Source organism: Metallosphaera javensis (ex Sakai et al. 2022) (assembly GCA_021654415.1).
Taxonomy (GTDB): domain Archaea; phylum Thermoproteota; class Thermoprotei_A; order Sulfolobales; family Sulfolobaceae; genus Metallosphaera; species Metallosphaera javensis.
Genome location: AP024487.1, coordinates 2279286 through 2292385, shown reverse-complemented (window position 1 = coordinate 2292385; position 13100 = coordinate 2279286). Strand labels below are relative to the sequence as shown.

At 46.6% G+C, this 13100-nt stretch carries 15 protein-coding genes; 9 read left to right on the top strand and 6 right to left on the bottom strand.

The window, feature by feature from the left end; all coding sequences use genetic code 11:
* Positions 1-47: 47 nt before the first annotated feature.
* From QVC96_RS12940 to QVC96_RS12930, 3 genes are read left to right on the top strand one after another with little or no spacing between them, the layout of a single operon-like run.
* On the top strand, positions 48-1019 hold the full coding sequence (locus QVC96_RS12940) for an NAD(P)-dependent oxidoreductase (RefSeq protein ID WP_287689487.1): 972 nt from the start codon (positions 48-50) through the stop codon (positions 1017-1019).
* Positions 1016-2137, top strand: a complete 1122-nt coding sequence (locus QVC96_RS12935; RefSeq protein WP_287689486.1) for a pyridoxal-phosphate-dependent aminotransferase family protein — start codon at positions 1016-1018, stop codon at positions 2135-2137. The genes QVC96_RS12940 and QVC96_RS12935 overlap by 4 nt, the downstream gene beginning before the upstream one ends.
* A gap of 30 nt (positions 2138-2167) precedes the next feature.
* Positions 2168-2467, top strand: coding sequence for a DNA-directed RNA polymerase subunit K (locus tag QVC96_RS12930; RefSeq protein WP_238026043.1), 300 nt, complete (start codon positions 2168-2170; stop codon positions 2465-2467).
* A gap of 134 nt (positions 2468-2601) precedes the next feature.
* Here QVC96_RS12930 and cdvC read toward each other — a convergent pair whose 3' ends face one another.
* The 3 genes from cdvC to cdvA are packed head-to-tail and all read right to left on the bottom strand — an operon-like array spanning position 2602 to position 5273.
* Complete coding sequence (gene cdvC / locus QVC96_RS12925; RefSeq protein WP_238026044.1) at positions 2602-3711, bottom strand: cell division protein CdvC; 1110 nt, start codon at positions 3709-3711, stop codon at positions 2602-2604.
* A gap of 5 nt (positions 3712-3716) precedes the next feature.
* On the bottom strand, positions 3717-4535 hold the full coding sequence (locus QVC96_RS12920; RefSeq protein WP_425597957.1) for a cell division protein CdvB: 819 nt from the start codon (positions 4533-4535) through the stop codon (positions 3717-3719).
* Between the two features lie 18 nt (positions 4536-4553).
* A complete protein-coding gene (gene cdvA, locus QVC96_RS12915; protein ID WP_238026046.1) occupies positions 4554-5273 on the bottom strand; it encodes a cell division protein CdvA in 720 nt (239 codons plus the stop codon).
* Between the two features lie 171 nt (positions 5274-5444).
* Between cdvA and QVC96_RS12910 the strand changes: the two genes are divergently transcribed.
* On the top strand, positions 5445-5693 hold the full coding sequence (locus QVC96_RS12910; RefSeq protein WP_287689485.1) for a hypothetical protein: 249 nt from the start codon (positions 5445-5447) through the stop codon (positions 5691-5693).
* Position 5694: 1 nt separating this feature from the next.
* Here QVC96_RS12910 and eno read toward each other — a convergent pair whose 3' ends face one another.
* Positions 5695-6945, bottom strand: coding sequence for a phosphopyruvate hydratase (gene eno, locus QVC96_RS12905; RefSeq protein ID WP_287689484.1), 1251 nt, complete (start codon positions 6943-6945; stop codon positions 5695-5697).
* A gap of 347 nt (positions 6946-7292) precedes the next feature.
* Between eno and QVC96_RS12900 the strand changes: the two genes are divergently transcribed.
* Both QVC96_RS12900 and QVC96_RS12895 read left to right on the top strand, forming a co-directional pair.
* Positions 7293-7616 (top strand): chromatin protein Cren7, encoded by a 324-nt coding sequence (locus QVC96_RS12900; RefSeq protein ID WP_238026049.1) that lies wholly within the window; start codon positions 7293-7295, stop codon positions 7614-7616.
* Positions 7597-8025, top strand: coding sequence for a signal peptidase I (locus QVC96_RS12895; protein WP_238026076.1), 429 nt, complete (start codon positions 7597-7599; stop codon positions 8023-8025). Before QVC96_RS12900 ends, QVC96_RS12895 begins: the two co-directional genes overlap by 20 nt.
* On the opposite strand, the gene gcvPB is transcribed toward QVC96_RS12895, so the two are convergent.
* Together gcvPB and gcvPA are read right to left on the bottom strand one after the other, a co-directional pair.
* Entirely contained in the window at positions 8002-9492 is a 1491-nt protein-coding gene (gene gcvPB, locus QVC96_RS12890) for an aminomethyl-transferring glycine dehydrogenase subunit GcvPB (protein WP_287689483.1), read from the bottom strand. The two genes, QVC96_RS12895 and gcvPB, sit on opposite strands and share 24 nt — an antisense overlap.
* Complete coding sequence (gene gcvPA, locus QVC96_RS12885) at positions 9493-10836, bottom strand: aminomethyl-transferring glycine dehydrogenase subunit GcvPA (RefSeq protein WP_287689482.1); 1344 nt, start codon at positions 10834-10836, stop codon at positions 9493-9495.
* A 44-nt stretch (positions 10837-10880) separates the two neighbouring features.
* Between gcvPA and gcvT the strand changes: the two genes are divergently transcribed.
* Genes gcvT through QVC96_RS12870 form a run of 3 tightly spaced genes read left to right on the top strand, consistent with a single transcriptional unit; the run spans position 10881 to position 13096 of the window.
* Positions 10881-11924 carry a glycine cleavage system aminomethyltransferase GcvT gene (gcvT, locus tag QVC96_RS12880; RefSeq protein ID WP_287689481.1) on the top strand — a complete coding sequence of 348 codons (1044 nt, stop codon included), beginning with the start codon at positions 10881-10883 and terminating at the stop codon, positions 11922-11924.
* A gap of 10 nt (positions 11925-11934) precedes the next feature.
* The gene (gcvH, locus tag QVC96_RS12875; protein ID WP_287689480.1) at positions 11935-12342 is read left to right on the top strand and encodes a glycine cleavage system protein GcvH; all 408 of its coding nucleotides are present in this window, start codon (positions 11935-11937) and stop codon (positions 12340-12342) included.
* Positions 12335-13096, top strand: coding sequence for a proteasome assembly chaperone family protein (locus QVC96_RS12870; protein WP_238026077.1), 762 nt, complete (start codon positions 12335-12337; stop codon positions 13094-13096). The genes gcvH and QVC96_RS12870 overlap by 8 nt, the downstream gene beginning before the upstream one ends.
* Positions 13097-13100: the final 4 nt, after the last annotated feature.

Here is a 13100-nt window from a genome sequence, read left to right as displayed (position 1 = left end):
ATCATCACTCTCATCCTGTTAAATAATTCTCTTGAAGGTGAACAAGCATGGCAGGCAACTTTATGGATGGTTCTCTAGCTAAAGAAAATCTAACCATACTAATAACCGATCCAATTGACGAGTACATGATAAGGACACTGAAAACCAAGGGTCTCAGGGTAAACTATCAGCCCGATATAGATAGGGAGGAGTTACTGAAGGTGGTGGAGAACTATGACGTACTGGTGGTCAGGAGCAGAACCAAGGTTGACAAGGAGGTCATAGAGAGAGGGAAAAGGTTGAGGGTTATAGCTAGGGCAGGAATAGGTGTGGACAACATAGATACGGAGGAAGCCGAGAGGAGAAAGATCAGGGTCGTATATGCGCCAGGTGCTTCTACCGATTCCGCTGCGGAGTTGACGATAGGTCTAATGTTAGCCGGAGCTCGCAACATGTTTACCTCCATGACCTTGGCTAAGTCTGGTATATACAAGAAAACTGAAGGAGTCGAATTGAGTGGAAAGACAATTGGAATAATAGGATTCGGAAGAATAGGGTATAAGGTTGGGGTTATTGCAAAGGCCATGGGCATGAACGTCTTGGCGTACGATGTAATCGATGTCTCCAATAGGGCTGCGGAGATCGGATCTAGAGCGGTTTCCTTGGATGAACTGGTTACCCAGTCCGACGTGATTAGTATTCACGTGACTGTAGGGAAGGATGCCAAACCAATACTGACCTCCAGAGAGTTTGAAATGATGAAGAAGGGAGTCATCATAGTCAACACAAGCAGAGCAGTGGCTGTTGACGGAAAGGCCCTCCTCCATTACATAAAGGAGGGAAAGGTTATGTCCTACGCCACAGATGTGTTCTGGCACGAACCACCAAAGGAGGAGTGGGAGCTAGAACTGCTCCGGCACGAAAGGGTCACAGTCACCACACATATAGGGGCACAGACCAAGGAGGCACAGTACAGGGTTGCTGTCATGACCACGGAAAACCTGTTGAGGGCTTTACAGGAGCTCGGTGTTAAACTTTGATGCTCATTCCTGGTCCAGTAAACGTTCCAAGAAGTGTGGCCCAGAATTCCACAGTCGTGGTTAATCATAGATCCGAGAAGTTCAGAGGAGTGGTTGCTCAACTTGAGCACCTTTTAAAGGGTGCGTTTTTCTCCTCTAGAGTTGCCCTGCTCACTGGATCTGGTACTCTTGCTGTGGAGTCCATGGTGTTCTCCCTTCTGAAGAAGGGGGAAAAGGTCATCGTGTTGACTTACGGGGAGTTCAGCGAGAGATTGCTGGACTCAGTAGTAAGAAGGGGTACCTCTCCAGTGGTGTATAGGAAACCCTTTGGGGAGATATTTTCGGAGGAGGAGATAAAGGAGATACTCGATACCAACAAGGACGCTACGGCCCTAGCATTCGTTCATAACGAGACCAGTACTGGTATAGCATTCAGGAATTTGAGGAGGGTTGTGAAATTGGCTAAGGATATGGGACTGAAGGTTCTGGTGGACTCCGTTTCAGGTTTCGGTGCCTACGAAATAAGGGTAAACGAGTGGAACATAGACGCAGTAGCAACAGGTAGCCAGAAGGCGCTAGCCTCTGTCCCAGGCATGGGCCTGGTCGGGCTATCGGAGGAAGGAATCCGCAACCTTCAGGACGATGCGCCAAACTACCTCAACCTCAAGCTTCACCTTAAATTCCAGGATAGAAGGGAAACTCCTTTCACTCCTGCAGTGGGTGTATTCTTTTCTACACTGAGAGCCACAGAACTTCTTCACCAGGAAGGCGTTGAGAGGAGATGGAAGAGGCATGAAGCATGTGCCAGGTTCGTGCGAAGTATAACTGCCAAGGCAGGTTTCTCTTTACTCGGAAATGAGAGTAATTTTTCCAATACAGTGGTAGCTGGGGCTCCTCCAGTTTCACCTAAATCCATGATAGAGGAACTTTCGAAGAGAGGAATAGAGATCTCAGGGGGAATTGGCGAGCTCAAGGATAAGATAGTGAGAATAGGAACTCTGGGAATGATAGATGATAGGGCCGTACTCAGATTGAGATACGCACTGTCGGATATACTTAAGGTAGATTTGAACGATGTCCCCTCTGCAGACTGCAAACTTCCAGATTCTATAGCTCAAGAAATGGACTGGGATAACTAATTTTTTATTTATTTAAAACAGGTGTCTCGTATGAGTCAAGACGAAGCTCCAGGGATTAACCCTTTGACGCAGGTTTATGTGGGGAGCTGGAGAGACAGGCTTACTTCCTACGAGAGGGCACGAATAATTAGTGCCAGGGCACTCCAGCTGGCCATGGGTGCTTCTCCCCTTATTGATGTTTCCTCAGCTGGACTTGAAGGAGCCAGCTCACTTAGGATAGCTGAGGAAGAGTTTAGATCCAACCTCTTACCCATTAGTGTAAGGAGGAGGTTTCCCAACGGAAAAGTTGAGCTTATATCTGTAATGAAGCTTAGCTCAAAGAAGCCTTAATCTGGCGATGATGTGAGTCATGCCAAATGATCGGTGAAGACAAACCTGGGGTATCTGAGTATATTGGATTAGGCATCACGAACCAAGTTAAGAAATCGTTAAAACCTCTGAGAACTCTAAAAAATTTAAAAAGGCTATAAAGCCTTGAACTTTTCGTGCCACGCTGCGTATGCCTTTAACATATCCTGGTTAACGCTCGGCTTCCTGACCTTAAGCACTTCCCTGAAATCATCCATGTTTATCGCTCTGGGCTCCTGCAGGTTCTTTTCAAACATTTCCTTCACCACTCTCATGTGAGCCGATTGAACTATGTCTCTAATATCACTGGCCGTATATCCATCAGTCAATTCAGCAAGTTCCTCAAGGTTCACGTTTGGATCCAGCTTCACCTTGGAAGAGTAATGCTTCAATAACTCTAACCTGTGGGCCTTGTCTGGAAGGGTGATATATATCCTCTTCTGGAATCTTCTCAGGAACGGTTCATCCAATCTCCACGGCTTATTGGTCGCCCCTATGACATACACTCTGGAAATCTCGTTTTTGTCGGCTAATCCGTCCATCTCCTTGAGGAATTGGTTCCTAACCCTGGCCTCTCCACCCACCTCTGATGTGTAGGAGGCAAGCAACGCATCCAGCTCATCTATGAAGATGATGGCAGGTTTGTTCTCCTTTTTAGAGAGCTCCCTGGCAGTCTTGAATATCTTGGCTACGTTCTTCTCCGCCTCTCCAAGCCACTTTGACATGATTGAGGCCGCATCCACATGAATGAACTCCGAGTCAAGTTCATTTGCTACTGCGGCCGCTATCATGGTTTTTCCACATCCTGGAGGACCATACAATAAGATCCCCCTAGGCCAGCCCAACGGGAAGAGGTCTGGTCTCTTGCTAGGATAAACTACTGCCTCCTTAAGAGCTTCTTTCACGTCCTCTAGTCCAACAATTTCGTTCAGGGTCACCTTGGGTTTTTCCTTCATGACTATCTCTTCTTCACTTTTTTCAGTCTCTTCTCCTCCCTCCGGAACCATTTGGTTTAGCGTATCCAGCCTCTTCTTGTACTCGTTGATCATCTGCTCATAGGCGTTCCTGGCAACCATATCAGGGTAGAGGGTAACGATCTGTGTAAGCACCTCAATCGCCTTCTTGTAATTGTTGATGGCATCCTCCCTTCTCCCCTCCTTGTCAGCCCTAACCGCGGCTATGGCATACTTCCTTGCCATTTCTTCCAGCATCACCTGGGCACTCATCTGAGTCAGGCCTCCAGTGCTATTAGACCCTTCTTAGCTAGGTTGTTCAGTATCCCAAGGACTTCATTCTTGTCCACCCCATACTCCGCAGCCACCAGGGACACATCAAGTATACCCCCACTGTTCCTTATAAGGGTCAGAAGTTCCTCCTCTCCTATCTTTCTTCTAACCACCTTGGGTTCGGATGGAGGATACGGAAGCCCTATCATACTAGGCTCCATGGGAGTTACACTCTCCTTGGGAGGATGAGGTAAATCGAGCTTGGGCATCCTCTCACTGATCTTAGTTTCAGCTGTCTTTCTGGCCTCATCAAGTATCCTCCTTGCCTCATCGTCTACCGTAGGGACAAGAGATCTATCGCTTACCGTCATTCCCGTTTCAACGGCAATGCTATTCACGCTACTTATAATCGAATCCAAAGCTATGGCCACTTCTGGAGCCACTCCTCTTACTTGCTCCTTCAAGCTCTCCAAAGTCCTTCCTACGGGACCAATCATGGAAGACACCCCCTGGATATCGTGAATGGTTTCTAATCTAATCCTAACCTTCTCTATGGCCAGCCTCGCGGTGTAAACTATTTTCATGATTTTCCTTATTTCCGAAATTTCCTGAGCGTAAATGGTAGCCCTGGTCATCTCCCCGTTCTCCTGGGACCTCACCACCTTGTCGAAGAGGTCCTTGTCCCTATCCTCCAGCTTCCTCATGGTTTCGTCAAGCTTGTCCTGCTGATCTCTCAATTTAATAGAAATTTCAGTTAATTTGGAAGATAACAACATCTGTTCATCTTTCTTCCTTGTAATGTTGAAAAGTAAGCTTAACTTCATCCTAAAGAAATAGGTTGGTCACTGTGTGCTTAAGACTTTAACAGGTATTGGTGTAGGTAATTCCGTCCTGCTAAGATCGGGCTTTGTTGATGACTCGGTTCCATTGGTGAGGGACCCTGCTCCTTTTATATCTAACCCACTATCTCTATCACTCAGGTCCAGTTTCTCCATGGTCTTTCTTATGTCATCCTTCTCTACAATGTAACTCTCCTTGGCCTGCCTCAGTATCTCTATGGAGCCCTTGTAGGCACTCTCAGTCAGTTCAGCTGCTATATAACTCATTTTTACTGCGATCATTGCCCTGTCTATATGAGTGATCTGATCCTCCACCTCATTGAGTCTGCTCTTTAGCTTGCTTTTAATTTTGGCATAATCCTCCCTTATTTTCACCATTTCGGAATCAAGTTTCCTTTTCATATCATCATAGGAAGATTTTGGAATTTCCTGCTTTGCGTATAACTCCTCTAGTGCCCTCTGCCTCTTCCTTATTTTCTCCATTTGCATTATAGATTTCATAGAGTCGGCCTTCCAATCGGGAAGGATAGCCAATACATCATTAACCAGTGATATCCTGGACGGATCTAACGTGGAGAAAGTGTTCCCGTATGCGACCTCTATCCCGGTCACCGTTCCGTCCACTTCTGTATAGACATGGACAATGTAGCCTACCTCTCTCCCGTAAACGTCCTTCACCTTTTGACCTATGAATTTCATTAAATTATCATACGATATAGCCATAGGTATTACTCCTCAAAAATAGAGGTTACTCCAAGAATGGCTTAAAAGGCTTAGTGCCCCTCAGAGTAGGTTGTTCTTCATCTAATACGCGCTTTTAACCTTCATCACTGGTAAAGGTAATTCCGGGGGACAATTTAAATAAACTTTCCATGTCCAATATAAGGTTTGATCATGACGTTACAGACGCTTGTAAACGTAACAAATCAGTTGTTCCATCCATTAAGCTTCAACACTGAGCCTTTATCAATAACACTGATAGCAATGGGGCTCATAGTGCTGTTCCTGGTGGCCATAGGGGGAATGGTTTACGGTCTCTTCAAGGCAGTTAAAGCTGTACCCAACTTAACCACTAAACAATTCATTCTCTTCCTACTGCTGTTGGCCGTTGGTCTGGTAGTGGTAGGGATATTGCTGCCGTAAACTAGAGTCTCCTGCCTAGATATTCAAATCCAAATTCGTTTTCAATTTCAAGTAATCTGTTATATTTTGAAGTTCTTTCCCCTCTTGAGGGGGCTCCTGTTTTAATGAAGTCGCTATTCAGTCCCACAGCCAGATCGGCAATGAAGCTATCTTCAGTTTCACCGCTCCTGTGACTGACCACGGTCTTTATGGAGTTGTCCCTTGCTAAATCGAAGAATTCGATGGTCTCAGTTAGCGTTCCGATCTGGTTTGCCTTGACGATAACTCCTTTTGCGGATTTCATCTCAATTCCTTTCCTCAGGTATTTCACGTTTGTAGTGAAGATATCATCTCCAGTAATAATGACATTCTTGATCCTATTTTGTAACTCGGAATATCTACCGAAATCGTTCTCCTCAAATGGATCTTCCAGATACAGTAAAGGGTAACGACTTGCTATGTCCGCATAGAAATCTATCATTTCATCTGGGGACTTAGCTGTATTGTCTATTTCATACACTCCCTTCTCAGGGTTGTAAAAGTCCGATGCAGCAGCATCCATTCCCATGAAGACTCTACCCTCCATTCCTGACCTCTTAATTGCCTCATATACGAGCTTTAGCGCGTCCTCAGTCACACTGAGAGGTGGGGAGATCCCTCCCTCATCTCCTAAGGCAGTGTATATCTTTCCGTACCTTTCTGTGACCAGGGATTTCAGTGTTTTATAGATCTTTGTGGAGGCAACCAAGGCCTCTTTGAAGGTATCAAACTTAGCTGGAATTATCATGAACTCTTGGATCTTTAACATGTTACCAGCGTGTAGTCCCCCATTCAAGATGTTCAGCAGTGGTACCGGTAGCGTATGTGTTCTAGCCCCACCAATGTACATAAAGGGCTCCAATCCCATGGAAAGGGACGCGGTCTTGGCTACAGCAATGGATGTAGCTATAGTGGCGTTAGCTCCTAACCTGGACTTGTTCTCCGTTCCGTCCAACTCTATCATCAGCTTATCTATTCTTCCCTGTTCTCTCACGTCCAGTCCCGTGAGTGCAGGTGAAATGTAATAGTTTATGGAGTCCACAGCTCCTTTGACCGAACCATCCTTGTCCCTGAGCTCTATAGCTTCCCTGGTACCTTTGGAAGCCCCTGAGGGTGCATCACCTGTTGCTCTAATTCCAGACTCCAAAGTGACCTTGGCCCTAACAGTTAAATTTCCCCTAGAATCAATGATCTCGTAACCCTGGACCTTAGCTATTGAGAAACCGTTCATCATTTTAATTCATTGCTACTCATCATACACAGGCTAAAATGTTAATGGTGCCGATAGCCCTCTTCCTGTTTTACGGTGTGATGTCGCCCGTATATTACCATTTATTGAAGGATAAAATGAGCAATCAAACGGCGTTCACAATAACTTGGATCACGGCACCCTTTCTGGCCTCCTATCCCTACCTCGTGTCCTATCTATACATTCTTCCTATCATTCTCGTATTAAATATCATAGGATACGTTCTAGTGATACGAAGAAGTTACAAATATATTTATAATGGATTACTTTTCCTTACTGCCTCCATTATAACGATACTATTTTTTAAACTGTTACCTTACATATAACTCCATATGCCCAAGAAGAAACAAAGTGAACCGGACGTTTGTCCCAACTGCGGGACTAAGGCAGAGAAGCCCATAAAGACGTGGAACTTGGTATCTCCTCTTCCTGACGCGTACGGTAGAATAACCATTACCGTAATGGGTTCATATGAATGTCCCAATTGCGGTCACAGATGGAGAGCAGTGGTCTCCAAGATAAGGGCAGGTGGATCAGAGGTAGAAGTGGAGGGAAAGAAGGGCGTGAAGAAGTTTGGAGGAGAGAAGAAGGAGCAGAGAACCGATGAAGGGGAGGTAATAGAGCTGGATTTAGGCGATCTGGATGAAGAAGAGTGATATAGCGATCATCATTCTTATTGCGTTGGTTTATATCGTGTTTTATTCTAACATAGTGAGTTCTGCTAGCGTGGAAGGAGTATCAATGTATCCGATTTTTCAGAACGGGGCCCTGACCTTCTATCAGCCTCCAACTCACGTAACTTATCACTCAATCATAATATATAGGTCGCCACAGCTTCACACCTACGTGATCCACAGGGTCATAAGGGTTGACGGAACATACTACGTAACCCAGGGGGTGGATAAGATATCCAATCCTCAACCCGATAATCAGATAGGGTTAGAGCCGGCCCCTGGTGTTCCCTCCAGTGACGTGATAGGAAAAGTGACTCAAATAGATGGATATGTTATTTCCATCCCTTATCTAGGTTACCTATCTATCCTACTTTCTTCCCTGGTTAGGTAACCTAGACCTGAGAACTCTGTATGTTGGAGTTACTGTGCTGGGATGGTTCGCCTTCACCTGATCCAGTCTACCCACCGCAGTGTTCTGGGGAGTGGAGGTTATGGCTGAAGGATTGATGTAGGCTTTTTCCACAATCTCCTTGATCGCCTCAGCGAACTGGTCTAAGACCTCTACGGGCTCCGTTTCCGTCGGTTCTATCATGAGAGCCTCCTCTACGTTGGGCGGGAAGTATATGGTGGGCGCGTAGAAACCCCTGTCAAGTAGTGCCTTAGCCACATCGAATGCAGTTACCCCTGTCTCTTCAGCCAGTTTCTTAGCACTGAACACGACCTCGTGCTTTCTGAACCTGTGAGGAGCCATTAATTCCAGTCCCTTAACCCCCCTCAGTTTAGCTATTAGATAGTTTGTGGCCAAGGTACTCATTTTCCCAATCATGGATACTCCTTTACCACCAAGGCCAAGAATGTAGGCATAGGATCTCATTAGGTTACCGAAGTTACCGTTGAAGACAGAAATCTTTCCTATGGACCTCTCGGGCTTGACCAGAGAGTATCTATCTCCCTTGACCACCACGGGGTAAGGGAGGTATTCAACCATTTTACCTTTGGCGCAGACGGCTCCAGCCCCTGGACCCCCACCCCCGTGGGGGACCCCGAAGGTCTTGTGAAGGTTGAGATGAACTATGTCAAATCCCATGTCTCCGGGCCTCACTATTCCCAGTATTCCGTTCAGATTGGCTCCATCGTAGTAGAGTACTCCGTCCACGGAGTGAACTAGATCGGCTATCTCCTTAATGTTCTCCTCAAAGAGTCCCAAGGTGTTGGGATTGGTCAGCATGAACCCTGCAACGTTCTCTGATATAGTTCCCTTGAGCACGTCAAGGTCAACCAGTCCCTCCTGGTTGGACTTAATGTAGATTACCGAGAAGCCAGCCATGGCCGCGCTAGCGGGATTTGTTCCGTGAGCCGAGTCGGCAACCAGCATTTCCCCCCTCCTCCTGTTCTGCTCTCTATGATATTTCCTGATCATCAGGACTCCAGCCAGCTCGCCTGCGGATCCTGCAGGAACCTGTAGACTGCATTCGTCCATCCCCGTGGCCTCAGCCAGCCACCTCTGCATTTCGTACATTACCTCCAAGTTCCCCTGAACAGTATCTTGATCCTGCAGTGGATGGGTTCTCTCAAACACTCCTGTCTCCTCCTCTATCTTGGGATTGTACTTCATGGTGCACGATCCCAATGGCATCATTCCCGTATCAACGCCAAAGCTCATCTGGGAGAGCCTAATGAAGTGCCTAACAACCTCGAGTTCTGAGACCTCTGGCAGCTCAGGTTCCCTTCCTCTCCTGATCTTCTCAGGTAACTTGATCTCTGCCTCAATATTCTCCTTGGGCACAAGAAATCCTTGCCTTCCCTTTCCCTTGTATTCAGTGATGAGAGGTTCATCCCAATATGCTTGCCTCCACATTCAGACCACCTCTTTTATGGCGTTAACTAGGTCATCTATTGCCCTCTTGGTGTGGACTTCAGTTACACAAAACAGTGCCTCCCTAGGACCCAGTTTCAGCCCGCCATGAATGCCCCTCTTGAGCAACTCCGAGTGAATTCTATCGTAATCGGATCTGAACACAAAGGTGAACTCCTCAAAGAAGTCAGATTCCCACTTCCTAGTGCCAAGCTCCTCATCCTCCATCCTCTTCAAAGCGTAATGGGATCTCTTGTAAATCTCGATAGCTAACTCCTTGATACCGTTTCTTCCAAGGAGGGATAGGTAAACAGCGTTGGCTAGGGCCATGAGAGCCTCGTTAGTTGTGATGTTTGATGTTGCCTTCTCCCTTCTCGCAAACTGTTCCCTCGTCTGAAGAATCAGGGTAAACCCTCTTTTCCCGTTAACGTCCTGCGTCATGCCCACGATTCTTCCAGGCATCTGCCTCACCAATTTCATGTCCATCCTAGTAGCGAGGATACCGCTGTATGGACCTCCAAAGTTGAGCGGTATCCCCAATTCCTGGCCATCCCCAACTGCTATGTCAAACCCAAGTTCACCCGGACTCTTTATCAGTCCCAGGGAGAGCGGGCTCACCCCTACAATACTCACCACGTTATTCTTCCTCGCCCACTCAGTCACGTATTCCAGTTCAGTCTCCACTACCCCAAAGAAGTTGGGCTGTTGAACGTACACGGAGGAGATCTCGTCCGGATTGAGGGAGGATAGGAAATCAAGATCCACTTTGCCGTCCTTTCCTGTGGGAACCTTGACCACTTCCAGTTCCTTACCAGATATCCAGGTTCTGAGCACCTGTTCGTGTAGCGGGTTAATGGATTCTGGAACCACTACCTTTCTTCTCCCGTTGATCCTGTGCGCCATGAGAACTGCCTCGGCCAGGCTACCTCCCCAGTCGTAGTGGGACGAGTTAACCACATCCATCTCCAGAAGTTCAGCCATGAGGCTCTGATACTCGAACAGGGCCTGCAGGAGACCCTGATTTACCTCAGGTTGATAAGGCGTATACGCAGTGTAGAACTCCGACCTGGACAGAATGAACTTAATCACGGAAGGAATTGAATGGGGATATGCCCCAGCGCCAAGAAAAGGGGGATATTTTAACTTTAAGTTCCTCTCAGCCACTTGGCCTAATCTCCATCTTATTTCCTCCTCGGATAAAGGAGAGTCGTAACCCACCTTCAGTTCTCGTCTCAATATTAGATCCTCTGGAACGTCCTGAAAAAGCTCGTCAATTTCCTCTACGCCAATTTCCCTTAACATGTCCTGAATCCTAGATATATTTGGAAGCCAGGGATGGTTGTCCATTTAAACTCCATCAGCAAATATCAAACAATAGAAGGCGGTTATGAATGTTTTGGACTCCCTTGATTAACTTTGAGGAAAAGTTAGGGGCAAGTCTGGGTGAGTTTGCAGGTTGGAAAATGCCCATGACCTACTCCTCCTATCAGGAGGAGCATATGGCTGTCAGGACCAAGTCAGCCTTTTTCGACCTATCCCACATGGGTAGATTGAGGGTTACAGGAAAACTACAGGAATTTGAAAATCTCATTGCAAAGAAGATCTCTGACTCTCCACCTGGCAACATGATTGGTCCAACGGCCTTTCTCAACGACAGGGCCGGTTTTGTGGACGACGTAATGACCTACAAGGTTTCCGAATCGGAGTTTCTTGTGGTCACCAATGCGATAAACAGGGAGAAGGTGATAAACTGGATCAGGAAGAACTCCACCTTAGAGGTACAGGACTTAACCTTCGACTTGGTCATGATAGCTCTTCAGGGCCGGGGGATTTGGGAAGTGGTGGAGAAACCGGACCTTTCTCCTCTACAGTTCAAGTTAAACGCCAAGTTTGAGGGTCATGAGGTTTTCCTTTTGAGTAGATCTGGATGGACCGGTGAGGACGGAGTAGAATTTTGGGCAAAACCTGAGGTGGCCCAATCAATTCTGGAAAGGCTCATAGTCCGAGGGATTAAAGGGGCCGGTTTAGTCACGAGGGATAGTTTGAGGCAGGAAATGGGTTTCGTCCTCTATGGGGAGGATATTGGAGAGGATGTGAATCCAGTGGAAGCCCGATACTGGGTTTACTCCCTAGAGAAGGACTTCATAGGGAAAAGTGCTCTCCTGGAGATCCTAAGAGCAGGCGTGGATAAGCTGAGAATTGGTTTAAAACTACCCAAGAATCAAAGAGTTATCCCCAGGAACTCCTCTAAGATCAAGATCGCAGGAAAGGAAGTGGGTTACGTAACGAGCTCTACCTTTTCTCCCTATCTGTCTAGGGTTATAGGAATGGGATACCTGAGTTCCAGGCATTTTTTAGTGGGCGGAAATGCTGAGGTTGAGGTGAGAGGGAAGGATTATAGCGTTAAATTGTCAGATTTCCCATTATTAAAATGAGGCGCTTAATTTGAGCGAAATTAAGGTTGGTAAATACGTTCTTAGAAGTGATCTACTTTATACCGAGAGCGACGAGTGGGTTAAGTTAAATGGAACGGAGGCAGTTGTCGGGATAACGGATTACGCTCAGAAAAAACTCAGGGATATTGTGGGGGTAGATTTACCCAAAAGAGGACAGAGGGTCTCCCTTGGGGAAGTGATTGCGGTGGTGGAATCAGTAAAGGCGGCGGCAGACATTTACTCGCCACTCTCTGGGGAAGTGATAGATGTGAATGAGGAATTAGTGTCCAGTCCAGAGCTAATAAATAAGGATCCCTATGGCTCAGGCTGGTTATTCAAGTTAAAAATAACCAATCCAGAGGAAAGTAAAAAGCTTCTCTCTGCAGAATTATATGCGGAGAAGATTAAGGGTGATTGATGTGGAGGAAGGATTTGAAGTAGAGGAAAATTATGTTCCGGATTTGAGGAAACCCTCGTACATGATTGTGGGTATACCTGATGCGGGTCTAGTCGGAGAGATTGCTACAGAATACATGATCAGCAAGGGACTGGTCCAGGAATATGGCCAAGTATTTTCTAGAAAGTATCTTCCCCCTATACTGCATGTTGATGATGGAATTGCCAAATCTCCCCTGAGGCTCTATCACGGAAAGGATCTCAACATAATCGTTGTTCACTCATGGACAGCGCTTCCGGTTAACGCTGCCTATCCACTGGCCAAGTTTATAACAGAGTATGCCATCAGATACGGTATCAGCTCGGTTATCTCCATAACTGGGTTGCCCATACCCAACAGGCTTGATATAGATAAACCAACTGCCTACTGGATAGCAAATTCCAAGGATTTGGCCTCAAGTCTGGGCGGACTCGACAACGTTCAGAAGTTCGGCCAAGGTTACATTTCCGGTCCATACGCTCCAATTCTTTATGAGACTGCAAAGAAGAACATAGGCAACTTCGCCATAGTCGTGGAGTCTTTTCTGGACATACCAGATCCCGAAGCTTCAGCTGTTGCCCTAGAAATAGTAGGAAAATACCTTGGATTCACCATAGATACTAGCGCCCTTTTACAGGAGGCTGAGGAAATCAGATCTAGGATTAAGGGCTTGATGGAGCAAACAAAGAGGGAACTTCCCACCTATTCCTCAGGAAAACCAATGACCTACGCGTGAAAGA

What these genes read in the sequence shown, in the direction of transcription:
- QVC96_RS12930 (WP_238026043.1), top strand. Translation starts at nt 2,168, where the DNA reads ATGAGTCAAGACGAAGCTCCAGGGATTAACCCTTTGACGCAGGTTTAT.
- QVC96_RS12910 (WP_287689485.1), top strand. Translation starts at nt 5,445, where the DNA reads ATGACGTTACAGACGCTTGTAAACGTAACAAATCAGTTGTTCCATCCA.
- QVC96_RS12900 (WP_238026049.1), top strand. Translation starts at nt 7,293, where the DNA reads ATGCCCAAGAAGAAACAAAGTGAACCGGACGTTTGTCCCAACTGCGGG.
- gcvPB (WP_287689483.1), bottom strand. Translation starts at nt 9,492, where the DNA reads ATGTGGAGGCAAGCATATTGGGATGAACCTCTCATCACTGAATACAAG.
- gcvT (WP_287689481.1), top strand. Translation starts at nt 10,881, where the DNA reads ATGTTTTGGACTCCCTTGATTAACTTTGAGGAAAAGTTAGGGGCAAGT.
- cdvA (WP_238026046.1), bottom strand. Translation starts at nt 5,273, where the DNA reads ATGGCTATATCGTATGATAATTTAATGAAATTCATAGGTCAAAAGGTG.
- cdvC (WP_238026044.1), bottom strand. Translation starts at nt 3,711, where the DNA reads ATGAGTGCCCAGGTGATGCTGGAAGAAATGGCAAGGAAGTATGCCATA.
- eno (WP_287689484.1), bottom strand. Translation starts at nt 6,945, where the DNA reads ATGATGAACGGTTTCTCAATAGCTAAGGTCCAGGGTTACGAGATCATT.
- QVC96_RS12920 (WP_425597957.1), bottom strand. Translation starts at nt 4,535, where the DNA reads ATGAAGTTAAGCTTACTTTTCAACATTACAAGGAAGAAAGATGAACAG.
- QVC96_RS12940 (WP_287689487.1), top strand. Translation starts at nt 48, where the DNA reads ATGGCAGGCAACTTTATGGATGGTTCTCTAGCTAAAGAAAATCTAACC.
- gcvPA (WP_287689482.1), bottom strand. Translation starts at nt 10,836, where the DNA reads ATGGACAACCATCCCTGGCTTCCAAATATATCTAGGATTCAGGACATG.